Raw genomic sequence first — 23676 nt, forward strand, 5'->3', positions numbered from 1 at the left:
ACAATCTGTTATTATTAACTTTTTTATAGCATAAACGGTGATTATCTTCACGTTGCTGGAACTAGATATCTCTGCACTGGCGAATATCGCGAGGTGACCAATTAAATTCCCGGCGAAAGAGTGTTGAAAAGTGGTTACTGTCGCCAAACCCACAAAGATAGGCGATGTCAGTGACTGTCTCTTCCGTATGCCGCAACAGATGACGAGCTTTGATCAGACGCAGACGATTAAGGTAGCGCTGTGGTGTGAGTCCGGAATGTTGCTTTAGCTGACGGTGCAAGGTCCGTAACGACAGAGAAAATTTATCCGCCAATGTTTCCCAGCAAACCTCTTCGGAAAAATTCTCTTCCAGCCAGAGCACTAATTGATTCAGTCGAGCCGTATTATTGCTTGCACCCTCCACCAGACTGCTTTGGCGTAATGTGACCAACAGCTGCATAAATAACAGCTCTCTACTGGCAATAGTATGGGTGTCCGGGCCATCTTCTGCCTGTTCCATCTGCTCTGTTAACTTCAAAACTTGCTGCATCGTTGACTTATTAACCTTCCAGTGTGAAGGATAGTTTCCGTCCTGTTCCTGGGGCAGTAGCTGGTTTAATCCCGTCAGAAAACGAAATCGGTCAGGAGAACGATAAAGCACATTGGTCAGACACAAATTATCGGTATGTTCGTATAAATGGCGGTCATGCTCACGAATAAAACAGACAGTTCCACCGCTGATAGTATAAGGCTGGCCATTAAAAACATGGGTTCCTGTGCCATGCTCCACAATAACTATCTCATTAAAATCATGACTATGCTCAGGAAAAGCTGCCTGAGGAAGTCGAGGCTCGATAGCAACAGGTGAGTATCCGGACGGAAAATAATCCACGCTATGTAATACGGTCATCACAGCCCCTCCTAATGAGAATTGTTCTCACGATAGTAATAGGGATAACAAAAACTCACCTTAAATTTTCGTCCTGAAATGATGCTGAATTGGTTTTTTTGTTAAGAAATGGCGGTAAATGTTGATAACTGTGGTCATCATCACATCGTTTGTAATCATGACAATAATGGGAAATTGTGACCTCTCTCATGTTCATCTTTGTTTTCTTGCCAGTCCCTCTTTTTTCCTGTCAGTGGCAAAAAGGCATGCGTATCCCCCCTTCCTTAGACTTATGCTCAACAAACCTAACAGGGGTCCCGTCCATGACCATTATTCATTGTGTGGCTGTCGATTTAGGCGCATCAAGCGGCCGTACAATGCTCGCCAGCTTTGAGCCCGAGCATGCTACGCTCTCGCTTCGTGAGATTCATCGCTTTGCCAACAACCTGGTCAAACAAGATGGCTTTGATACCTGGGATATCGATACCCTGGAAGCTGAAATACGTATCGGTCTGAATAAAGTCTGTGAAGAAGGTATCCAACCAGACAGTATCGGGATTGATACCTGGGGCGTTGATTACGTCCTGCTTAATAGTGAAGGCCATCGTGTCGGCTTGCCCGTTTCCTATCGTGATAGTCGTACTCAGGGAATAATGGCCCAGGCCATGAAGCAACTTGGGAAAACCGAGATTTATGGGCGTAGCGGTATCCAGTTTCTGTCATTTAATACACTCTATCAATTCCGGGCTCTGCTTGAACAGCAGCCAGGCCTTGCCGCCGATGTCGCTCATGCGCTGCTGATCCCGGATTACCTCTGTTACCGCCTGACCGGTAATCTCAACTGGGAATATACCAACGCGACCACTACTCAAATGGTCAATATTGAGACCAATGACTGGGATACAAAGCTGCTGGACTGGGCCGGTATTCCTCACTCCTGGCTGGCAACACCCACTCCGCCCGGTAATGTCATTGGTCACTGGAATAGCCCCCTTAACCAGTCAATTCCCGTGGTCGCCGTTGCCAGCCACGATACCGCCAGTGCGGTCATTGCCGCACCTCTGGCCGATAACAATGCAGCCTATCTCTCATCAGGAACCTGGTCACTGATAGGCTTTGAAAGTCAGACCCCTTATACCTGCGACCAGTCTCTGCGTGCAAATATCACTAATGAAGGTGGAGCGGAAGGTCGTTACCGGGTACTGAAAAATATCATGGGGTTATGGCTATTACAGCGGGTACTGAAAGAACAAAACATCACCGATCTCCCGGCACTGATTAGCGAGACAGAACAACTGGCTGCCTGCCGCTTCCTGATTAATCCGAATGATGAGCGCTTTATCAACCCACTCAGTATGAGTAATGAGATTGCCAGTGCCTGCCGTGAAACAGGACAAAGTATACCTGTAAGCCCGGCTGAACTGGCCCGCTGTATCTTCGATAGCCTCGCCCTGCTCTACGCCAATGCCCTGAATGAGCTGTCCTCACTCCGCGGCATGCCTTTTAGTCAGCTCCATATCGTCGGTGGCGGTTGCCAGAACCCACTGCTTAACCAACTTTGCGCTGATGCCTGTGGCATCAAAGTCGTTGCCGGACCTGTTGAAGCCTCAACCCTCGGCAATATCGGTATGCAATTGATGGCCTTGGGGGAGTTATCTGACATCAAGGCGTTCCGCCAGCAGGTCGTAAGCAGCAACAAACTGACCACTTTCACCCCGGATCCGAATAATGAAATTGCACGCTATGTTCGCGATTTCAACAGAACAAGCAGACTTAAGGAGATTTGCGCATGACCACTCAATTAGAACAAGCCTTTGAACTGGCTAAACAACGTTTTGCTGCCGTTGGCGTAGATATCGAACAGGTTCTCCAGCAACTGGACAGACTTCCAGTATCGATGCACTGCTGGCAGGGTGATGATGTCGCTGGTTTTGAAAACCAAAATGCGGCGTTAACCGGTGGCATTCAGGTAACCGGTAATTATCCCGGTAAAGCACGTAACCCCACTGAACTGCGTTCCGACCTCGAACTGGCTCTCAGCCTGATCCCTGGACCCAAACGCCTCAACTTACATGCGATTTATCTTGAGTCTGATGAGCCCGTTGCACGTAACAAAATCAAGCCAGAACATTTTAAGAACTGGGTGGAATGGGCCAAAGCGAATCAACTGGGGCTGGACTTTAATCCATCATGTTTCTCACACCCTCTGAGCGCTGATGGCTTTACCCTCTCACATATCGATGATGAAATCCGCCAGTTCTGGATTGAGCATTGCCAGGCCTGTCGCCGTATTTCGGCATATTTTGGCGAACAGCTTAATACCCCCTCAGTGATGAATATCTGGATACCTGATGGGATGAAAGATATTACCGTTGACCGCCTGGCTCCGCGTCAGCGTTTACTGAGTGCACTGGATGAAGTGATCGGCGAAAAACTGAACCCTGCGCACCATATTGATGCGGTCGAGAGCAAATTATTCGGTATTGGTGCTGAGAGCTATACAGTGGGTTCCAATGAGTTTTATATGGGTTACGCCACCAGCCGTCAGACTGCATTATGTCTGGATGCCGGTCATTTCCACCCAACCGAAATCGTTTCTGACAAGATTTCCGCCGCCATGCTGTATGTCCCGCGTTTACTGCTACACGTCAGCCGCCCTGTTCGCTGGGACAGCGATCATGTGGTGTTGCTGGACGATGAAACTCAGGCGATCGCCAGCGAAATCATTCGTCATAACCTGTTTGACCGCGTCCATATTGGCCTCGACTTCTTCGATGGCTCTATCAACCGTATCGCGGCTTGGGTGATTGGTACCCGCAATATGAAAAAAGCCCTGCTGCGCGCACTGCTTGAACCTACAGAACAGTTCCGTCAGCTCGAGGCTGTGGGCGATTACACCGCGCGCTTAGCGTTGATGGAAGAACAGAAATCCCTGCCATGGCAGGCGGTCTGGGAAATGTACTGCCACCGTAATAACACCCCAACAGGCAGTCAGTGGTTAGACACAGTACGCACCTATGAAAACGACGTGTTACGCCACCGTCGATAATTACCGGCCAGCAATATTTTCTTTTACTGAATTAACGGGACCCAAAGACTATGCAAACTATCATTAATTCCTGGTTCGTCCAGGGCATGATTAAAGCGACTTCCGATGCCTGGCTGAAAGGATGGGATGAGCGAAATGGCGGTAACCTGACTCTGCGTCTGGACGAGGCAGATGTTGCACCCTATGAAGCAGATTTTCATGCGACACCACGCTATATCGCCCTGAGCCAGCCTATGCCTGTCCTGGCAAATCATTCGTTTATCGTCACCGGATCCGGTAAATTTTTCCGTAATGTGCAGCTTGACCCGGTAGCCAGCCTCGGCGTGGTGAAGGTGGACAGTGATGGCGCGGGATATCATATTCTCTGGGGATTAACTGACGATGCGGTTCCTACCTCTGAATTACCCGCACATTTCCTTTCCCACAGCGAACGTATCAGCGTCACTGGCGGTAAAGATCGTGTCATTATGCACTGCCATGCCACCAATCTGATTGCTCTGACCTATGTTCTGGAAAACAACAGCGATTTTCTGACGCGTAAGCTGTGGGAAGGCAGTACCGAATGCCTGGTCGTCTTCCCGGACGGCGTCGGCACCCTGCCGTGGATGGTACCGGGTACTGATGAAATTGGTCAGGCAACGGCACAACAGATGCGTAAACATTCCTTGGTGCTATGGCCATTCCACGGTGTGTTCGGCAGTGCACCGACTCTGGATGAAACCTTTGGTCTTATCGATACCGCAGAGAAATCAGCGGAAGTGCTGGTGAAGGTCTATTCGATGGGCGGAATGAAACAAACTATTACCCAGGAAGAGCTAATAGCTTTGGGCAAACGCTTTGGCGTCACTCCTCTGCAATCAGCGTTAGATCTCTACAAATAATTTTTATCGCCCCGCATTGGCTGCGGGGCAACATTTTACCTGTAAGCCCTACAAATCACTTAACTATGTGGAGTAAAAGCAATGAAAACAAAATTAAGCTTGATCCTCACCGCTATCACCCTGGCATTATCAACCTCTGCTTATGCTGAGGTTAAAATAGCTCTGGTTGCTAAATCCCTGGGAAATGGCTTCTTTGAGGCCGCTAACGTAGGAGCCCAGGAAGCAGCCAAAGAATTAGGCGACGTCAAAGTCATTTACACCGGGCCGACCACCACCACGGCTGAAGCGCAGATAGAAGTCCTGAACGGCCTGATAGCTCAGGGCGTGGATGCTATCGCTATCTCCGCTAACGACCCTGATGCCCTGGTTCCGGTGCTCAAAAAAGCCATGCAACGCGGCATCAAAGTGGTGTCATGGGATTCAGGCGTTGCGCCTGCCGGACGCCAGATCCACCTTACTCCATCGAATAATGAGCTGATCGGCGAGATCAACGTCAAGCTGGCTGACGATGCGCTCAAAGCGCTTAATGCTGAGAAAGGTGATGTCGCTATTCTGAGTGCAACCCCAACCTCAACCAACCAGAATATCTGGATTGGCGAGATGAAAAAGGTGTTACCAAAGTATCCGGGTATCAATCTCGTTACCGTTGCCTATGGCGATGACCTGTCAGATAAAAGTTATCGTGAAACCGTCGGTTTACTGAAAACCTATCCGGATTTAAAAGTGATTGTTTCCCCTTCATCAGTGGGTATCGTTGCTGCGGCTCAGGCGGTAAAAGATCAGGGCAAAATTGGTAAGGTGTACGTCACTGGTTTAGGTCTGCCATCTGAAATGGCCGGTGCAGTCAAATCCGGTGCCAGCAAGAGCTTCGCCATCTGGAACCCCATCGACTTAGGCTATGCCGCGACCTATTTAGCCAATGACCTGGTGAAAGGAACTGCGACAAAAAGTGAAGCAGATATGGGGCGTATGGGCAAACTGAAGCTGGATAAAGAGGGGAATGGTGCCATGGCCGAACCCTTTATCTATGACGCCAGCAACATTGATCAGTTCTCTAAAATCTTTTAATCCTCCCGCCCTTTCCCCGTGGAAAGGGCTTTATCCGGAGAACTATCATGACAGCATCTACGCCGTTGCTGCAGCTCAAGGGGATAACCAAGGTTTTCCCTGGCGTGCGCGCCCTTGAAAACGTGCAACTTGAACTCTTCCCCGGAAAAGTGACAGCACTTATTGGTGAAAATGGTGCGGGTAAATCAACACTGGTCAAAGTGATGACCGGCATTTATCAGCCCGATGAAGGGGAAATTCTCTATAAAGAGATCCCGATTCATTTACCCACGCCGGAATCGGCACATAAAGTCGGCGTTACTGCCATTCACCAGGAAACCGTGCTATTTGAAGAACTCTCAGTCACGGAAAATATTTTTGTCGGTCAGTATCTCTATAAAGGCTTTTTTAAAAAGCTCGACTGGCCGGAAATGCATCGGCGCGCACAGGCGATTCTGACGCGCCTGGAAGTCCAAATTGACCCGCATGCGATACTGAAAACGCTCAGTATTGCGCAGCGTCATATGGTCGCGATTGCCCGGGCATTATCTTTTGAGGCCCAGGTGGTTATTCTTGACGAACCGACTGCCGCGCTTTCCCAGCATGAAATTCTGGAGTTTTATCAGATAGTTGAACGTTTAAAACAGGAAGGGAAAGCTATCCTGTTTATCTCGCATAAATTCGATGAAATTTTTGAACTGGCGGATCACTACACTATCCTGCGCGACGGTGCTTTTGTGGGTGCCGGTAAGATGAACGAGATCAGTGAAGAGCGGATGGTCGCCATGATGGTTGGCCGCGCGATAACGCAGACCTATCCAAAAATTAACTGTGAGCCAGGCGAAACCATTCTGGAGGTGAAAGATCTCTGTCACCCCACTGAATTTGCACAAATTTCATTTTCTCTGCGCAAGGGCGAAATTCTCGGCTTTTACGGGCTGGTGGGTGCCGGACGTACCGAAGTCATGCAGGCGCTTTCAGGGGTTACCCGTCCTTCCTCAGGCGAAATAGTACTCAAGGGTAAATCACTGCGTTTTCGCCAGCCAGCAGATGCGATTACTGCCGGTATCGTCTGTGTACCGGAAGAGCGGCAAAAACAAGGGGCGATTATCCAGTTACCGATAGTGCAAAACATCAGTCTGCCGCAGCTAAGCCGCCTTAATCCTAACGGTGTATTACATGCTGACCGTGAATGGAAACTGGCAGAAGAGTACGCCCGGCGTTTACAGGTTAAGGCCTTTAGCTGGCAACAGCCTGTCGAAACCCTGTCTGGCGGTAACCAACAAAAAGTGGTTATCGGCAAATGGCTGGCAACACAACCTGACGTGATAATCCTCGATGAACCGACAAAAGGTATCGATATTGGGTCAAAAGCGGCCGTTCATCAGTTTATGTCTGAACTGGTGGTTCAAGGCCTGGCGGTGATTATGGTCTCCTCCGAGTTACCTGAAGTCATGGGCATGTCCGACAGGATTATCGTGATGCATGAAGGACTGATGGTGGCAGAGTATCAGGCGGGTGAAGCCACCGCAGAGATGATAGTCAGCGCAGCCAGCGGCGCAAAACATGAGGCGGCATAATATGTGGCAAAAACTGCTTAAACACCGTGAGGCCTTGCTGGGATTAGTCATCTTGCTGATGGTTCTCTCTATCGGTAGCCGGGTCCCCTCGTTTATCGCCCCCGATAACCTTGTCGGGATCTTCAACGATACATCGATTCTGATTATTCTGGCTCTGGGCCAGATGATGGTGCTGTTAACCAAAGGCATTGATTTATCGATGGCAGCCAACCTGGCTCTCAGCGGCATGATTGTCGCCCTGATTAATTTCCACTATCCCGATGTTCCGGTCTGGCTACTGCTGATTCTGGCAACCGGCCTCGGGCTAATAATGGGTGCGATTAACGGCCTGCTGGTATGGAAACTCGGTATCCCGGCGATTGTTGTTACTCTTGGCACCATGAGCATCTACCGTGGAATAATATTCCTGCTTTCTGGCGGTGGCTGGGTAAACTCCAACCAGATGGGCGCTGATTTTCTCGGCCTGCCGCGTACCCTGATCCTCGGTTTACCGGTGCTGAGCTGGTGCGCTATCGCCGTTCTGTTATTAGTCAGTTATTTCCTCTGCTACAGCCGTACCGGACGTGCATTCTATACCGCCGGAGGCAACGCGACAGCCGCCTATTATACCGGGATCAATGCCGGGAAAATGCAGTTTATCAGCTTCTGCCTGTCCGGCATGCTGGCCGGGTTCTGTGGTTATCTGTGGATTTCTCGTTTTGCCGTCGCCTATGTCGATGTTGCTAACGGCTTTGAATTACAAGTAGTTGCAGCCTGTGTCATTGGCGGTATCAGTACCATGGGCGGTAGCGGGCGTGTGCTCGGCTGTCTGTTCGGCGCGCTGTTCCTCGGGGTGATTAATAATGCCCTGCCTGTTATTGGCGTTTCTCCTTTCTGGCAAATGGCGATTTCCGGCACGGTAATTGTGATTGCCGTTCTGCTGAATGAACGGGGTAACAAACGTAAAGGTCGCCTGATCCTGCGCGATGCGGCACTGGCCCGACAAAAACTGGCGGTTAAATCATGAGCAAAATAATGACGACTGACATTATGAAACAGCCTGCTGCATCCAACGGTATTTTCCAGCGCCTGCTGTGCTGGGAAGGTTTCCTGCTGGCAGTCACTTTGGCTGTCTTTGTGGTGAATGCTTTTGCTTCACCCTACTTCCTTGATATCTGGAATCTCTCCGATGCGACGTTCAACTTCACCGAAAAGGCAATCATCGTACTGCCCATGGCGATGTTGATTATTGCCCGGGAAATTGACTTATCGGTGGCCTCAACTATTGCTCTGAGCTCAACCATTATGGGCTTGAGTGCGGCTGCCGGAGTCGATACGCCGATGTTAGTCGTGATTGGTCTCGGTGTCGGACTCTTGTGCGGGCTGTTAAACGGTATTCTGGTGACTCGTTTTAATCTCTCCTCTATCGTTATCACCATCGGTACTATGAGTTTGTATCGCGGAATCGCTTATATTCTGCTGGGCGACCAGGCACTGAATAGTTACCCGGAGAGTTTCGCCTGGTTTGGTCAGGGTTACGTCTGGGGCGCGCTGTCGTTTGAGTTCGCTTTATTTATTCTGCTCTCCGCGGTGTTCGTTTTCCTCCTACACAAAACCAACTTTGGTCGCCGGACCTATGCCATTGGTAACAATCCGACCGCGGCCTGGTTCTCGGGTATCAACGTTAAACGTCACAACCTCGCTTTATTTGCTCTGGTAGGACTGATGGCGGGCCTGGCATCGGTCCTGCTCACCTCCCGTCTCGGCAGTACCCGCCCAACCATCGCGATGGGCTGGGAACTGGCGGTGGTCACCATGGTAGTACTTGGCGGCGTCAATATTCTTGGCGGTTCCGGGAGCATGGTCGGAGTGATTATCGCCGCCTTCTTAATGGGGCTGGTGACCTTCGGTCTGAGCCTGCTGAATGTGCCGGGTATCGTGATGTCGATTATCGTCGGTGCCATGTTGATTGTGGTGATTTCCCTGCCGATTATCGCCAGGCGCGTGATGAAAAAACGCCGAGCCTGATGCTCTACGGGCACTGCGCGCTAATCAGGCGCAGTGTCCGAAAACTAAAATTCCCCGGAGATATTATGATCCGCAAAGCCTTTGTTATGCAGGTTAACCCTGATGCGCACCAGGAGTATCAGCGGCGCCATAATCCAATATGGCCGGAGCTGGAAACCCTGCTTAAAGAACAGGGCGCACATCACTACGCCATCTACCTTGATAAACAGCGCCACCTGTTATTTGCCACCGTGGAGATTGAGTCAGAAGAACGCTGGGCCGCAATTGCGAATACTGAAGTTTGTCAGCGCTGGTGGAAACATATGAGCGATATCATGCCTGCAAATCCGGACAATAGCCCGGTGAGTAGCGAACTCAGCGAAGTCTTTTATCTCGAGTGAATTCCCTCTTCGGTTATCCCATTCACCTCTTCTGATAACCCTTAAGGCGGACATTATTGTTCGCCTGCTAGCCCCCTCATCTATTGGGCCACAAAAATGATACCTTGGGCCGTAATCGGGTTACTTAGGCCATAACAATGACCTCCACAGATACACATTTAAACTTACAACAAACGATCTTCAATTCAATAGCCAGCGCTGAGGTTCCTGTCAGTTCCGGTACTCTGGCGAAACAGCTTGGTATGCCGTGATGCATAAAGCCATGGTCGTTCCTGATCTGTTCAGGCTACACCAGCGGGAAAACTTAAATATTGCCATTCGCGCTATCGTTGCTGAGGGCGAAGGGCTGGAATTTGCGTTACAGACAGTGGCTGTCACTCCGGAAGATAGCGAGCGCTTCAGAAAATTATTGCGGGACGAGCTGCGTATTCTGAATACCCATAACTGTGCCAGATATAGGCTCTCGATACGCTTAACTGAACAGTGGATTAATCAGGGGCGGCCAGCCTGAGGCTGGCCCGGGTAAAAATCAGATGCCCGTCAACATGGACATCTGATTCAGAGAGGGTTACTGATACTGCAAATAGGCGACGTGAGTTTGTAGGTATTCTTCCAGCCCGTGACGGCCATCTGCGCCACCAATGCCTGATTTACGCCAGCCGGCATGGAAGCCCTGCATCGCTTCGAAGTTTTCCCGGTTGATATAGGTTTCACCAAACTTCAGCTGTTTCAGCGCTTTCATCGCAGTATTTAAATTAGCGGTGAAAATGGAAGATGTCAGGCCATATTCACTATCGTTGGCCAGAGCAATAGCCTCATCCAGCGTGCTGAATTTCAGCACCGGCAGTACCGGCCCGAAGGTCTCTTCCTGCATAATGCGCATTTTCTGGTGAACGTTGGTAATCAGCGTGGGTTCAAAGAAGAAACCGGTATCGCCTGAACGTTTGCCCCCGGTCACAATCGTCGCGCCACCCGCAACCGCATCCGCCACTTTCTCTTCAACACGTTGCAGAGCTGCCGCGGTGATCAAAGGCCCCATATCCAGGCCTTTGCGTGTTGCCGGATCGCCAAAAGTCACCTCTTTAAAGGCGGCGGTCAGGCGAGTCACCAGTTCGTCATAGACTCCATCCTGTACATAGAGACGCTCCACGCAGTTACATACCTGTCCGGTATTAATCATGCGAGAGGCAACAATCGCTTTCACGGCCAAATCAAGGTCTGCGTCATTCATCACGATAGCCGGGGCTTTACCGCCGAGTTCCAGTGAGGCTTTAGTGACATTCGGTGCTGCCGCTTTAAGGGTTGCAATCCCGGCATTCACGCTGCCGGTCAGACTGACCAGCCCGACTTTCGGGTTTGCTGCCAGTTCTTGTCCTACTACCGGACCATAACCGGTGACCAGGTTAAAGACGCCAGCAGGCAGGCCGATATCGTTGACGATACGGGCAAAAATAATAGCGTTATTCGGTGTCAGTTCGCTGGGCTTAATAACAATGGTATTGCCGGTCAGCAAAGCCGGAGCCGCTTTACGCGCAATCAGGAAGAAGGGGAAGTTCCAGGGTAAAATACCCGTTGTCACGCCAATCGCTTTTTTGAAGACCAGAATATGCTCCTGGGGGCGATCGCTCTGCACTATCTCGCCTTCGTAGCGACGGGCCCACTCGGCCATGTAGTCGAGATAATCGGCGGTAAAAAACACCTCCACTTCTGCCAGTTCCTGGGTTTTGCCTCCTTCAGCGACAATAGTTGCGGTTAACTCAACCGCATTCTGCCGTATACCATCGGCAATTTTCTTTAACCAGCGACCGCGTTCAATGGCAGGTAATGCCTCCCAGGCTGGCTGAGCTGCGGCTGCTGCATCAATAGCCCGCTTAGCATCTACCACCGTCCCTTCGGGGATACGGGACAGCAGTTCCTCAGTCGCCGGATTAATCACCTCAATCCAGCTGTCTGAGCTGTTTTCGACAAACTGACCATTTATATACATTGAGTGCTGAACAGGTTTCATTGCAGGTTCTCCGTGAGATGTTTTTATCGTAGGGCTTGTTGTTGATGCGACAGTGATATACCTGCCACTGAAGGTGCAACAGTTCACGGAAAATAACCTTGGCCTGGTTGCCAGTAAGTCAGCGAGAGTGGCAAAAATAACAAGAAACAACTATTTCAGCTGGCATTTTGACTATTCTCTCGCAACAGTCCCATCAGCAGGGTAATGTCAGCCCCTGATTAACCTCACATTTCTTTACATTAGCTAGCACGCTAAGAATTTCCAGCCCTGCCAGACAGTTACCAAAAGTCATGGCGTGATATGACATGAATCACATTTTAACAATTGGAAATGATTATCAATATGATTTACATTACCACCCGCATTTACCAGGACACACAATCAATATCTCTGGGGGAGATGACGGTGAGTATTAAATCTATGAATAGCAAGCTAAAAACAGGTCTGTTGATTCCTATTATTGGGCTAAGTTCTCCTGCATTTGCAGCAGATGACGTGACTGAAAATAGTGATGATGTGATGGTTGTTACAGCGTCGGCCATTGAGCAAAGAATCAAGGATGCACCTGCCAGTATCTCGGTTATTACCGCCGAAGAACTGCAACAGAACATATCTAAATCATCGACCGACCTCGCAGATATTCTTAGTCGTGCTGCTGGTGTCTCCAAAGCGATTGGTACCGATGTCAGCTCTGGTATTCAAATCCGTGGTATGCCTGCTGCCTATACCCTGTTATTGATTGATGGTAAACGTGTGGGTTCAAGCAACGGCGTTAAAACCACACAACAAAACTATTTCGATGATATCAACTGGTTACCCGTAGACTCTATTGAACGTATCGAAATTGTTCGCGGACCAATGTCTGCCCTGTATGGTTCTGACGCCATGGGTGGTGTCGTCAATATCATTACTAAAAAGAACAATAAAGAAGACTGGCACGGTGCGTTATCTGTCGGTACTCGCCAGCCTAAAGATTCTGACCGGGGTGATACCAATACCTGGACCGGCACGGTCGGTGGTCCTTTAGGACATGGTTTTGATTTACGCCTGAGCGGCTCTTCAAATAAGCGTAATGCAGATGTCAGCGATACAGGTAGTCTGCGCTGGGGCAGCGGCCTGGAAGGGAAAAAAACCTACACTTATGGGGCTGAACTGGGCTGGGATATCAATGAAACCCAGCGTGTCGCTATCTCAACCCTGCAAGGGAAAGAGCAAGGTATTGCGGGTACCAGTAATACTGGCGATCAGATAGGTCTGCGTGGCGTAGATACGCTGGAGCGTGAAAACTATACCGCGGACTATCAGGGTCTGTTTGATTTTGGTTCAGTTAAACTCACCGCTTATGAAAATAAATTTAAAAACGCAGCCAGTGATGTACCCGTCATCAGCAATGGCGTCGCGGTCGGTACTCAGGATACCAAACTGTGGAGCCGGGAACGTATCGTTGAAGGTGATGTTAACCTGCCGTTTGAGCTGATCCTGCCGCAAAACCTGACCATCGGTGCGCAGTGGAAAAAAGAAGAGCTGGATAACCCACGTTCTCTGGGCACCACCGCCAGCTCACCACAGACTTATGGCCAGAGCTACGCCTCATCTATCAGCAAAGGTATTTTTGTTGAAGATCAGATAGATTTGATTGATGACCTGACCCTGACTCTGGGCCTGCGTCGGGATGACACCAAGTACGGTAACAAAACTACCCCACGTGCTTACCTGGTCTGGAACGCAACCGACGCGCTGACCTTCAAAGGCGGCTACTCTGAAGGCTTTAAAGCACCAAGTCTTCGCCAGGCAAGCCTTGGCTTTATCGAAACCTCTCGTGGTGCAGGCTGTAATGGTTATGCCGAGTATACCGGAGGTGGCTGTTACACCATGGGTAATGACGGCCTGAAGCCTGAGAAATCAACTAACTGGGAATTCGGCGCGCTGTATGATAACGCAGGCTGGAATGCCGGAATAACCTTCTTTGATAGCCGCTTCAAAGATAAAATCGCAACCAGCCCGGTGGGTTACGTTTATGGACCGACTAACGGTTTCTGGTTAGAACGCGTTAACCTGGATACCGCACATACCCAGGGTATTGAAGGTAATCTGGATATTCCACTGATTAGCGAACCAAAAGGGCAGTGGCTGCAGAAGCTTTCTCTCAACAACAACTTCACCCGTATGATCAAAGCAGAAGATGCGCTTGGCGTGATGCTGGTGACCACTCCTAAGCTGACGACCTGGTCTTCCCTTGACTGGCAGGTAACGAATGACCTGAGCGTTGAATTTAACGCCCAGTACTATAGCAAAATGTTAGGTCTGGATAGCGCAGCAGATCAGTCTGCTCGCGGAGCAACCGCAACGGCGCGTATTCGTAATGCCTATACCATCTACGGCATTGCTGGACACTATAAAGCCACTAAGAACCTGAAGTTTAACGTTGGAATCGACAACCTGTTCGATAAAAACCCAACGCCTTCAGAGCCTTCAGGCAGTAACCTGAGTGGTAATAACTACTACGTTCCGGGCCAAACCTACTACGCCTCTATGACCGCTTCATTCTAAGAATAATGCCGTCATTGAACCCGACTCTTCGGAGTCGGGTTCCGCTCTAAAAGCTTTTACCACTATGGCTGAACGCCAGCAACACCCAGGTAACTTGAGGTATGACGGGTATATAACCGTAAATATTTAGTGCCAATGTTGTTCAAGCTTTCATTTTACCGTTATCATAACGACAAAATGAAATACGAATCGTTCTTATAACTATATTCGAAATAATTCAAGTTACTCATGATGCTAGCTGAAACGGCCAGAAGTCATAGTCAGCTAATTTGGAGTATCACGGATATCCTAAGAATAAGGTTTCCAGGAGGAAAAATGCGCCTTTCCAAGCTAGTTGTTTCATCCCTGTTTGCTGCCGCCCTGACTTGCTCATATCCCGTTTTCGCAGCCAGCGTACCCACCGTAGAAGTGGTTCATGCCCAGGGCACCACATCGGTCCCTAAAAATCCACAGCGCGTCGTTATTCTGAGCCCTGCAACCCTGGACATCGCTGACGCCCTCGGCGTGGAAGTAATGGCGGTTCCGCAAACCAGCGCCCACTATCCTGCTCATCTGGCTAAATATAACAGCGATGCTTATCTCAATGCGGGTACCCTGTTTGAGCCTAACTATGAAGCGCTCATCAACGCCAAACCCGATCTGATCCTTGCCGGTGCTCGCGCTGCTACCGCTTACGATAAACTCAGCGAAATAGCCCCTACTCTGTCACTGGATATCGATCCTAAAGATTTCCTCGCAAGCATGACTCAGCGTACTGAGCAGCTGGGCGAAATTTTTGGCAAGCAAGAAAAAGCCAAAGAGGTTATTGCGGCGTTTAATACTCAGGCTGAAGAAATTCGTAAAGCCTCTGCTAAGTCAGGAACAGCAATGATGCTGATGGTAAACGGCGGTAAAATTAACGCTTACTCTCCTGACTCTCGCTTTGGTTTTATTTTTGACGTTCTTGGATTTAAACCGGCAACCGTCTTCGCATCAACCGGTCAGCACGGTAATACCGTGTCTCCAGAATTTATTATGGAAGCCAATCCTGACTGGTTATTTGTGCTGGATCGCGACAACGCTATCGGCAGTAAAAAAGAAGGTGCTTCGGCTCAACAGGTTCTGGATAACCCATTAGTGAAAAGAACCAATGCCTGGAAAAACCAGCATGTGGTCTACCTTGATTCTGGTGCACTGTATATCGCAGGAGGTATCCAGAGTTATAGCAACCTGATGACGCAGGTTAATCAAGTACTGAGTAAGACGAAACCTTAATCTTAAATGAAATCTGCTTCTTATATTGCAGGCCTGGTTTTATTACTGGGCCTTATCTTTTGTAGCCTGTTTGTCGGCGTCAGTCGTATTTCCCTGTTCGAGCTCTGGCACGATCCGGAAATGCGTGAAGTCTTGTTCGTCAGCCGCTTCCCACGTACCGCCGCCCTGATTCTGGCAGGCAGTGCGATGAGCGTCGCGGGGCAAATCATGCAGATGTTAACCCAGAACCGATTTGTCGAACCTTCCGTGGCAGGTACCACACAATCAGCGGGTCTTGGGCTATTACTGGTGATGATAATCAGCCCCGCAGCGCCCATTATGGTCAAGATGGGGGTCGCTTCACTGTTTGCCCTCTTTGGCACCGCGCTGTTTATGTTGCTGATTAACCGTATCCAGATGAAGTCTTCGCTGATGGTTCCGCTGGCAGGGATCATGCTGGGTGCCGTGTTCAGTTCTATGACGACCTTCCTGGCAATGGAACATGACTTACTCCAGTCTCTGGGCGGATGGGAATCTGGTGATTTCTCCAGCGTGATGCAGGGACGTTACGAACTGTTATGGGGCGTTGGAGTGATTACCGTTCTCGCGGCAATTATTGCCGACCGCTTTACCGTTAGCGGTATGGGGCGTGATTTTTCAGTCAATGTCGGACTTAACTATCGCCGCGTACAGCTTACCGGAATGGCGATGATCGCGATTATTAGCGGCGTGGTGATTGTTGTTATTGGTGTTCTGCCTTTCCTGGGTCTGATCGTCCCGAATATTGTCAGCATGATTTTTGGCGATAATTTACGCCGTACCGTGCCCTGGGTAGCACTGCTGGGGGCATTACTGGTAATAGGCTGCGATATTATTGGTCGTCTGATTATTTATCCGTTTGAAATTCCGGTCAGCGCACTGCTTGGCGTACTGGGTGCGGCCGTTTTCCTGATGCTCATCATTAAGGGGAAACGCCATGCACGCTAAAACTTCAGCGACTTCAGTGTCGCACAAAATATCGCTTTCTCCGGGTAAAAGGCTGTGCCTGTTAGGCCTTGTTGTTGTGGCCTTGATGGCGGTGTTTATGCTTATCAATCTCCAGGGCAATATCGCTTATATTCTGAAACATCGCGGGCAGATCCTGGCAACGATGGTACTGGTTGCTTTTGCTTCCGGGATCAGTACGTTACTCTTCCAGACGATTACGCAGAACCGTATTCTGACGCCTTCGGTGATGGGGCTGGAATCATTATTTGTCCTGCTTCAGACGATATTAGTTTTCTTCCTGAACATCGCCGGGTTAAGCATGTTCGGCACTATCGGACAGTTTGTCGGTGAAACGGCACTGCTCGTTCTTTTTGCCACCTTGTTGTATCGCTGGTTACTCAGCGGATCGGGACTGGACCTGCATCGGGTATTATTAATCGGCCTGGTATTCGGCACCTTATTCCGTAGCTCTGCCGGGCTAATGCAGCGTCTGTTATCGCCAGGCGAATTTGCCGTGCTACAAAGCCGGATCTTCGCCACCTTTACCCGTGCCGACAGTAACGTCTTGCTGATTTCTGGTCTGGTTATTGCGATTGTCACCCTGGTGGTCTGGCGAATGCGTCACCGGCTTGATGTCATTGCTCTGGGGAGCAATACCGCTACCGCACTCGGTATTCCTTATAAACGCTATGTTACCGGTCTGCTGCTGTTAATTTCTGTTTTAGTCGCTATTTCAACCGCACTGGTCGGCCCAATGATGTTCCTCGGACTGTTAATCGTGAACCTGGCCTACCCGCTGATGGGTTCCTGGCGTCACGCTTATCTGCTGCCAGGCTGCGTGATGATCGGGATGATTGCGCTGATAGGCGGTCAGTTGATCCTGGAGCGTGTCTTCGATATGGCCGGGACGTTATCGGTAGTCATCGAATTTATCGGCGGCGGATTATTTATTTATCTTTTACTGAAGAAGGTCGCGAAGTGATTGAAGTCAAAAATGTCAGCAAGAGCTATGAAGACCAGCTGGTATTGCAAAATATCAATGAAACGCTGCCTTCATCCGGTATTACTTCAATTATTGGCCCGAACGGCGCAGGTAAATCAACGCTGCTGTCAGTAATGAGCCGATTACTGACCCCTGATAGCGGTCAGGTAATGGTTGATTCACTGAATGTGAATGACTCGAATAGCGAACAGCTGGCAAAAGTCTTGTCGGTATTACGCCAGGAGAACCATTTCACCAGCCGGTTAAGCGTTTATGATCTGGTGAGTTTTGGCCGTTATCCGTATACCAAAGGCCGGCTCACAACGGAAGACCAGCACCATATCAACCAGGCGCTCTCTTTCCTTGATTTATTGCCACTGGCGAATCGCTATCTGGATGAATTATCCGGTGGCCAGCGCCAGCGAGCCTTTGTCGCGATGGTTTTATGCCAGGATACAAAGTATGTCTTGCTGGACGAACCGCTGAATAATCTGGATATGAAACATAGCGTTGCTATGATGAAACAGCTACGTCGGGCAGCTGATGAGCTGGGTAAGTCTATAGTACTGGTGATTCATGATATCAATTTCGCCTCAACCTATTCTGACCATATTATTGCGATGAAGAATGGTGAAGTGGTGTTCCGTGGTGTCCCTGCGGATGTCATGGTTCCGAGCGTGATTGAGTCTATTTTTGAATTACCGGTGACTATTGAGCAGCTCGGTGGCCAGCTTATTGCCGTCTATTACCGCTAACCTAAGTTATAGCGGAGGGATAGAAAAATATCCCTCCCGCTCTCTTCTACTCTTCCTCATCCGCCCCGGTTATTCTGACCAGATGCACGGTCAGCCATAACAGCTCATTACCGCTCAGCGTAATATTGAGCTGGGATTTGACATAATCCCGGATCAGCAATGAGCAGCGATAGACGTGGGGATACTCTTTGATAATCTGCACCAGCAGAAAGCTATCGCGAGATTTATCCAGCTCACCTTCCTGCAGACGCTGAAGAAAAAACTGCATATGAACCAGGAAACGCGAATAGTTAACCGACTCAACATCAATCTCTTGTTTAAAGTGATATTGCACCAGATTAAAAATATCCTTTAGCATCTTCACTGACTGTATCGTCTGAGCAACATCGTCGCCCTGGGTCTGGCCGTTAACCAAATGAAAAGCAATATTCGCCGCTTCTTCATCTGGCAGGCTCAGACCATACTGACAATTAATCGCGGTCACGGCCTGGATGGCAACCCGATACTGTTGGGGATAAAAACGCCTTACCTCCGACAATAAACGATTCTGAATAGTCATCCCTTTATTACAGCGCTCAATGGCAAAGGCCAGATGGTCAGCAAGCGTGAAAAAAATAAGCTCTCTGACTTTATTGGTGAGCTGGGCATTGGCCTGTTCAATGATCATAGCGGCCATCTCAATCACGTTGTCAGGGATTGAGGACAGCACCTCCAGATAACCTTTAAGATTCGTTTGCTGTTGTACGGCAAAAAGTTTTTCAATTTTGTCCCCAGCAATCTCATCTCCCGGCCTGCTACTAAAACCAATCCCTTTTCCCATGACGATAACCTCCCGGTTATCGTCATCAGTCGAAAGTACCAGGCTATTATTAAGCACTTTCTCAACAATCATGGCTACTCACCGTCTCTGATATTACCGTTTCTCTCTATCACATCCTTATACCACCAGAAACTCTGCTTACGGATCCTTTTTAACGCTTTCAGGTCCGCTTCAGTACGGTCTACATAAATAAAACCATAGCGTTTCGCATACCCCTGATGCGTACTGACGACATCAATCGCCGCCCAAGGACAGTAACCCATTAAATCAACGCCGTCAGCGATCGCCAGCTGCATTTGTTCAATGTGTGATTGCAGGAAGGCAATACGATAATCATCGTTAATCGTGCCGTCTTCTTCAAGCTTATCCGGAGCCCCCATGCCATTCTCAGTAATAATAATCGGCAGCCCGTAGCGCTCATACACTTTGCGCAGCGTCAGGCGCAGACCTATTGGGTCGACTACCCAGCCGTAAGGCGTTTTCCCCACGTGCGGGTTTTCTGCCGGGCGATAAACCCCGGGTTCTCCTAGCATGATTTGCTGGTCGCCCGCGCGAGGTGAGACATCATTGCCATCCCCACGGCTCGCAGCAATAGTCGCCGTGGAGTAGTAGTTAATCGCCACAAAATCAGGCTTATCTTGTCGCAATAGCTCATCGTCTCCCGGTAAAACGTCCGGCGCGATACCTCTGTCACACAAATAAGCCCAGGCCAGGGCGTTGTAGCGACCATGAACGGCCACATCGAGAAAACTCCAGCAACGCAGGGTTTCCCAGTTATGGGCGGCAATCGCGTCTTCCGGTTTACAGGTCTCGGCGTACATTGAGGTAGTATTAATCGCCGGGCCTATCTTCAGCCCGGAAAATTCGCGATGGCAAAGGGCAAAGATCTGCGCCTGGGCCAGCATCATATGGTGGTTCTGTTGATATAATTCTTTCTTTCCGGGTAATTCCCGGTCAGCAGGAACACCAATCGCTCCCGGATGCAAAATCATCGTGTTCTGTTCATTGATAGTAAGCCATAGCGAGACCTTGCTACTAAATTCAGTAAACAGAATGCCAGCATAGCGGACAAAAGCATTAATGGTTTCGCGGTTGAGCCAGCCGCCTTTCAGCTCTAATGCCCAAGGCAAGTCAAAGTGATAAAGCGTGACAATCGGGGTTATCTTATGGCGGCATAAGGCATCAATCAGCCTGCGATAGAAATCCAGCCCGGCAGGATTAACCTCGCCATCACCGTCAGGAATCACCCGGGACCAGGCAATCGAGAAGCGATAGGCCTTTAGCCCCATCTCCGCCATTAAGGCCACATCTTCCTCAAACCGATGATAGTGATCGCTGGCGACATGAAAATCAGCCACTCCCTCAGGATGACTTAACATATCGACGACCGAAGGGCCTTTTCCCTCTTCATTCCAGGCCCCTTCAACCTGATAGGCCGAAGTCGATGCTCCCCAGAGGAAAGCCACCGGGAACTGAGCCGGTTTCTGATAAATCATCAGTTAGCCTCCTGATTAGATTTCGTCATCAGTACATCACCAAAGGTGACGGATGTTGCAGAGGTCATACGTAATTCAGCTTCTTCGTCACCGACCACAATCACCGGGGTAATAAGGTCATAACCCGCCGCTTCAATCGCTGGGATATCAAACTCAATCAAGGTCTCACCCGCCTTCACTTCATCTCCCACTTTGAGCGAAGAGCTAAAGTGCTGACCATTCAGATTTACCGTATCAATACCAATATGAATCAACAGCTCAAGACCATTTTTATCCTGCAAGCCTACCGCATGACAAGACGGCAGGAACATCATCACTTTGCCATCAAAAGGTGCTTTTAAAATACCTTCACGCGGATAAATCGCCATGCCCTGGCCTAACAGGCCGCCAGAGAACACATCGTCATTCACTTCTGACAGTTTAACGACATCGCCGTGCAACGGGCTGGCAATAACACTTTCATTCGATGCATTTAGAGCCGAAGTTTCCTGAGTTGTCACCGGAGCTTCTTCACTCTCATCAATAACATCCTTGAAAGCAAATACCCAGGTCAGGGCAAAGGTCACCACAATAGCAATGGCGCAGGTGACTAAGGCATGGACGATGTTCATTGGATTTTCACCAATAAACGCAGGCAGAGCAGCAAGACCTGGGGAGACAAAGGCATAACGTACCAGGCCGCTCAACCCGGCATACATTCCGGCACAACCGCCACCGATCATCGCGGCAATAAGCACCCGGCGGAATTTCAGTAATACGCCATACAGTGCAGGTTCGGTAATACCCAGCAGCGCGGTGAAACCGGAAGATGAAGCCAGCTGACGCAGGTTACTATTTTTGGTTTTCATAGCAATGCATAGCGTCGCGGCACCCATTGCAATGTTAGAAGACAACATCCCCGGGCCGTTAATCATTTCAAAACCATTTTTACTCAGCTGTCCGGTAGCAATAGGCGTCATTGCCCAGGCGGTTCCGGTAATAATTAAGAACGGCTGTAGTGCGCCCATTAACATCGGAATCAACCAGCTCGCATGGCTATCAATGGTTGCCGCTCCCGCTGCCACCAGGTCATTAAGCAAAATACCCGCCGGTCCGACGATAACCAGTGCCAGAGGGGCTGTAATCAGCAAGATAAGCATTGGTTTAATGAAAAATTTGATGATTGAGGGAGAGACTTTTTCAGCAAAACGTTCCACCCAGGACATCAGCCAGACCGTCAGAATAATTGGCAGAACTGAGCCCGCATAGTCAGAAAGCTGAACATTGATCCCGATAAAATCGACCGGTTTTCCAGTTGCCAGTAGCTGGCCAATTCCTGGGTGCAGCAAGATACCTGCCAGCGTCATCGCCAGAATAGGGTTACATTCAAACTTGATGGATGCACCATAAGCCAGCAGTACCGGCAGGAAGAAGAAAGCGGCGTCAGCGATAATGTCTAACAGTTGATAGGTGGTGCTGGTGGCGCTAATCAGCCCGGTCAGCTTCAGAATCGCTAACAGTGCTTTGATCATACCGGCTCCGGTAATGGCCGGAATCACTGGGGCAAAGGTGGTGGAAATCACGCTAATAATACGCGTAAAGACACCCTTTTTCTCGTTATCACTCTTTTTGCCAGCAGGCGCTTTATTAAGGGGTAAGGCTTTATTCAGTACCCGGAAAACCTGTTGAACCTCGTTTCCGATAACAACCTGAAACTGTCCCCCTTTCTCAACCACACTGATAACACCGGGTATTTTACTTATCTTATCGTCATCCACTTTCGCGCGGTCGTGAAACTCCATACGCAGCCGAGTGGCGCAGTGAGTCAGCGTCCGGATATTGTCCGGACCGCCCACATCTAAGAGAATTTTCTCTGCTATCTGATTATAATTCATGCTGTTTCCTTATTTTTGACGCAAAAAAAAGACCAAAACGGAGATGCTCCCCATACGGGAGAGCATTTCTATTTTGGTCTTGCCTGCTTGCGCAGTGACATGCCGTAATAAAAATGGCGATTTCGTCGGATTATCTGGACTTAATTTCGGTTATTCAATATTTGGAATCTAAAAACGTGATCTACGCCTAAAATAATTCAGGTTACACGGACATTAACCCGGATAACCTGACGAACGCTAAGCTAAAAGACGATAAAATCTACTACCACTTCATTTCGCCGGTGTTCACTTTTGCACTCAGCTCTAGCGATCCTTCATCCGCAAGCCCTGGATAAGCCGCTTTCATCTCACTGATAACATCCGCTGAATGTTTATGTGTTTTTAGCGCAGCTTCAAACTTATTCAGGTAATCCTGAGTAAAGGTCACGGCTTTATCGCCCTCAAGCCGGGTTCCCAGGTAATGGCCAGGTATCACAGCGGTGGGTTTAAGGGCCTTCATTTCGGTTAGAACATTACGCCAGGCTTCACGCTTCTCTGCTGACTGGGTATCCGCGGTCCAGACATGCATCCCCGACGCCACTCCGGTTCCACCGAGAATCGTTTTTTCAGAGGGGATCCAGATATAGGCCGCATACTCTCCGGAATGACGAAGCTCAAGGGGCGTGCCATCGACGGAAAAATGGGTTTCCGGGGTTGGCTGAGGAATAATAATACTTTTCGGCGCTCCGTCCTCCATTTTTGGTCCCCAGTATTCCAGTTTCGCTTCTTTGGTGGCACGAATATGGTCAACGACGGCAGGAGAAGCGACAACGCTCACCGAAGGGAAAGTCTTAACCAACGGCTCAAGGCCAAAATAGTAATCAGGATCGCCGGATGTAATGATTATCTTGGTTAAGTCTTTACCGCTCGCCTTAATCATATCCGCCAGTTTCTGACCATCTTTGATACTGAACTGAGCATCGATCAAAACCACCTCTTTCGGCCCTGAAACCAGAGTCGAAGAAACAGGGAAAATGGCATTTTCGCCTGGGTTATAAACCTCCAGATGCAGAGGTGCTGAAATCGCAGGAACAGCAGCGAGTGACAATAATACGGCCAGTGTTTTGATGGTCATTTGACATCCTTAACAAGCCCCCGTAGGGACATAACTTAAAATAGG

Annotated in this window: 20 protein-coding genes; 14 read left to right on the plus strand and 6 right to left on the minus strand. The window is 49.4% G+C overall.

Translation table 11 applies throughout. From position 1 onward, the window contains the following. Positions 1-61: 61 nt before the first annotated feature. Positions 62-889 carry an HTH-type transcriptional activator RhaS gene (rhaS, locus tag M2387_RS07705; protein WP_259048518.1) on the minus strand — a complete coding sequence of 276 codons (828 nt, stop codon included), beginning with the start codon at positions 887-889 and terminating at the stop codon, positions 62-64. A 302-nt stretch (positions 890-1191) separates the two neighbouring features. Between rhaS (M2387_RS07705) and rhaB the strand changes: the two genes are divergently transcribed. The 9 genes from rhaB to M2387_RS07750 all read left to right on the plus strand — a co-directional run bounded on the left by rhaB (position 1192) and on the right by M2387_RS07750 (position 10323). After that, positions 1192-2661 carry a rhamnulokinase gene (rhaB, locus tag M2387_RS07710; RefSeq protein WP_259048520.1) on the plus strand — a complete coding sequence of 490 codons (1470 nt, stop codon included), beginning with the start codon at positions 1192-1194 and terminating at the stop codon, positions 2659-2661. Then, positions 2658-3917, plus strand: a complete 1260-nt coding sequence (locus M2387_RS07715) for an L-rhamnose isomerase (protein ID WP_259048522.1) — start codon at positions 2658-2660, stop codon at positions 3915-3917. Before rhaB ends, M2387_RS07715 begins: the two co-directional genes overlap by 4 nt. 50 nt (positions 3918-3967) lie before the next feature. Then, positions 3968-4798 (plus strand): rhamnulose-1-phosphate aldolase, encoded by an 831-nt coding sequence (gene rhaD, locus M2387_RS07720; protein WP_259048523.1) that lies wholly within the window; start codon positions 3968-3970, stop codon positions 4796-4798. 81 nt (positions 4799-4879) lie between these two features. Next, positions 4880-5866, plus strand: coding sequence for a rhamnose ABC transporter substrate-binding protein (gene rhaS, locus M2387_RS07725; RefSeq protein WP_259048525.1), 987 nt, complete (start codon positions 4880-4882; stop codon positions 5864-5866). A gap of 47 nt (positions 5867-5913) precedes the next feature. Next, on the plus strand, positions 5914-7425 hold the full coding sequence (locus M2387_RS07730) for a sugar ABC transporter ATP-binding protein (protein ID WP_259048527.1): 1512 nt from the start codon (positions 5914-5916) through the stop codon (positions 7423-7425). A gap of 1 nt (position 7426) precedes the next feature. Beyond that, on the plus strand, positions 7427-8431 hold the full coding sequence (locus M2387_RS07735; RefSeq protein WP_259048529.1) for an ABC transporter permease: 1005 nt from the start codon (positions 7427-7429) through the stop codon (positions 8429-8431). Further along, a complete protein-coding gene (locus M2387_RS07740; protein WP_259048531.1) occupies positions 8428-9432 on the plus strand; it encodes an ABC transporter permease in 1005 nt (334 codons plus the stop codon). The genes M2387_RS07735 and M2387_RS07740 overlap by 4 nt, the downstream gene beginning before the upstream one ends. A 65-nt stretch (positions 9433-9497) precedes the next feature. Continuing rightward, positions 9498-9812, plus strand: coding sequence for an L-rhamnose mutarotase (gene rhaM, locus M2387_RS07745; protein WP_259048533.1), 315 nt, complete (start codon positions 9498-9500; stop codon positions 9810-9812). A gap of 250 nt (positions 9813-10062) precedes the next feature. Continuing rightward, positions 10063-10323 (plus strand): hypothetical protein, encoded by a 261-nt coding sequence (locus M2387_RS07750; protein WP_259048535.1) that lies wholly within the window; start codon positions 10063-10065, stop codon positions 10321-10323. Between the two features lie 57 nt (positions 10324-10380). Here the strand turns inward: M2387_RS07750 and aldA are convergent, their stop codons facing one another. After that, on the minus strand, positions 10381-11820 hold the full coding sequence (gene aldA, locus M2387_RS07755; RefSeq protein WP_259048537.1) for an aldehyde dehydrogenase: 1440 nt from the start codon (positions 11818-11820) through the stop codon (positions 10381-10383). A gap of 405 nt (positions 11821-12225) precedes the next feature. On the opposite strand from aldA, the gene M2387_RS07760 reads away from it, so the two are divergent. The 5 genes from M2387_RS07760 to M2387_RS07780 all read left to right on the plus strand — a co-directional run bounded on the left by M2387_RS07760 (position 12226) and on the right by M2387_RS07780 (position 18327). Beyond that, positions 12226-14370, plus strand: coding sequence for a TonB-dependent receptor domain-containing protein (locus M2387_RS07760; RefSeq protein ID WP_259048539.1), 2145 nt, complete (start codon positions 12226-12228; stop codon positions 14368-14370). Positions 14371-14685: 315 nt separating this feature from the next. Continuing rightward, a complete protein-coding gene (locus M2387_RS07765; RefSeq protein ID WP_259048541.1) occupies positions 14686-15624 on the plus strand; it encodes a siderophore ABC transporter substrate-binding protein in 939 nt (312 codons plus the stop codon). A gap of 6 nt (positions 15625-15630) precedes the next feature. After that, positions 15631-16590, plus strand: coding sequence for an ABC transporter permease (locus M2387_RS07770; protein WP_259048543.1), 960 nt, complete (start codon positions 15631-15633; stop codon positions 16588-16590). Next, positions 16580-17572, plus strand: a complete 993-nt coding sequence (locus M2387_RS07775; RefSeq protein ID WP_259048545.1) for an iron chelate uptake ABC transporter family permease subunit — start codon at positions 16580-16582, stop codon at positions 17570-17572. The genes M2387_RS07770 and M2387_RS07775 overlap by 11 nt, the downstream gene beginning before the upstream one ends. Continuing rightward, entirely contained in the window at positions 17569-18327 is a 759-nt protein-coding gene (locus M2387_RS07780) for an iron ABC transporter ATP-binding protein (protein ID WP_259048547.1), read from the plus strand. The genes M2387_RS07775 and M2387_RS07780 overlap by 4 nt, the downstream gene beginning before the upstream one ends. Positions 18328-18373: 46 nt before the next feature. Here M2387_RS07780 and M2387_RS07785 read toward each other — a convergent pair whose 3' ends face one another. The 4 genes from M2387_RS07785 to M2387_RS07800 form a co-directional block, all read right to left on the minus strand. After that, complete coding sequence (locus M2387_RS07785; protein WP_259048549.1) at positions 18374-19219, minus strand: PRD domain-containing protein; 846 nt, start codon at positions 19217-19219, stop codon at positions 18374-18376. 2 nt (positions 19220-19221) lie between these two features. After that, positions 19222-20643 carry a glycoside hydrolase family 1 protein gene (locus tag M2387_RS07790; RefSeq protein ID WP_259048551.1) on the minus strand — a complete coding sequence of 474 codons (1422 nt, stop codon included), beginning with the start codon at positions 20641-20643 and terminating at the stop codon, positions 19222-19224. Further along, the gene (locus M2387_RS07795; protein WP_259048553.1) at positions 20643-22517 is read right to left on the minus strand and encodes a beta-glucoside-specific PTS transporter subunit IIABC; all 1875 of its coding nucleotides are present in this window, start codon (positions 22515-22517) and stop codon (positions 20643-20645) included. Before M2387_RS07795 ends, M2387_RS07790 begins: the two co-directional genes overlap by 1 nt. Before the next feature lie 262 nt (positions 22518-22779). Continuing rightward, positions 22780-23631: a Vmh family MBL fold metallo-hydrolase gene (locus tag M2387_RS07800; RefSeq protein WP_259048555.1), complete on the minus strand. Its 852-nt coding sequence runs from the start codon at positions 23629-23631 to the stop codon at positions 22780-22782. Positions 23632-23676: the final 45 nt, after the last annotated feature.

The organism is Klebsiella sp. BIGb0407 (genome assembly GCF_024807845.1).
Taxonomy (GTDB): Bacteria; Pseudomonadota; Gammaproteobacteria; order Enterobacterales; family Enterobacteriaceae; genus JGM124.

Coding starts and splice junctions, on each gene's coding strand:
- rhaS (WP_259048518.1), bottom strand. CDS start 889: ATGACCGTATTACATAGCGTGGATTATTTTCCGTCCGGATACTCACCT.
- rhaB (WP_259048520.1), top strand. CDS start 1,192: ATGACCATTATTCATTGTGTGGCTGTCGATTTAGGCGCATCAAGCGGC.
- M2387_RS07715 (WP_259048522.1), top strand. CDS start 2,658: ATGACCACTCAATTAGAACAAGCCTTTGAACTGGCTAAACAACGTTTT.
- rhaD (WP_259048523.1), top strand. CDS start 3,968: ATGCAAACTATCATTAATTCCTGGTTCGTCCAGGGCATGATTAAAGCG.
- rhaS (WP_259048525.1), top strand. CDS start 4,880: ATGAAAACAAAATTAAGCTTGATCCTCACCGCTATCACCCTGGCATTA.
- M2387_RS07730 (WP_259048527.1), top strand. CDS start 5,914: ATGACAGCATCTACGCCGTTGCTGCAGCTCAAGGGGATAACCAAGGTT.
- M2387_RS07735 (WP_259048529.1), top strand. CDS start 7,427: ATGTGGCAAAAACTGCTTAAACACCGTGAGGCCTTGCTGGGATTAGTC.
- M2387_RS07740 (WP_259048531.1), top strand. CDS start 8,428: ATGAGCAAAATAATGACGACTGACATTATGAAACAGCCTGCTGCATCC.
- rhaM (WP_259048533.1), top strand. CDS start 9,498: ATGATCCGCAAAGCCTTTGTTATGCAGGTTAACCCTGATGCGCACCAG.
- M2387_RS07750 (WP_259048535.1), top strand. CDS start 10,063: ATGCATAAAGCCATGGTCGTTCCTGATCTGTTCAGGCTACACCAGCGG.
- aldA (WP_259048537.1), bottom strand. CDS start 11,820: ATGAAACCTGTTCAGCACTCAATGTATATAAATGGTCAGTTTGTCGAA.
- M2387_RS07765 (WP_259048541.1), top strand. CDS start 14,686: ATGCGCCTTTCCAAGCTAGTTGTTTCATCCCTGTTTGCTGCCGCCCTG.
- M2387_RS07770 (WP_259048543.1), top strand. CDS start 15,631: ATGAAATCTGCTTCTTATATTGCAGGCCTGGTTTTATTACTGGGCCTT.
- M2387_RS07775 (WP_259048545.1), top strand. CDS start 16,580: ATGCACGCTAAAACTTCAGCGACTTCAGTGTCGCACAAAATATCGCTT.
- M2387_RS07785 (WP_259048549.1), bottom strand. CDS start 19,219: ATGATTGTTGAGAAAGTGCTTAATAATAGCCTGGTACTTTCGACTGAT.
- M2387_RS07790 (WP_259048551.1), bottom strand. CDS start 20,643: ATGATTTATCAGAAACCGGCTCAGTTCCCGGTGGCTTTCCTCTGGGGA.
- M2387_RS07795 (WP_259048553.1), bottom strand. CDS start 22,517: ATGAATTATAATCAGATAGCAGAGAAAATTCTCTTAGATGTGGGCGGT.
- M2387_RS07800 (WP_259048555.1), bottom strand. CDS start 23,631: ATGACCATCAAAACACTGGCCGTATTATTGTCACTCGCTGCTGTTCCT.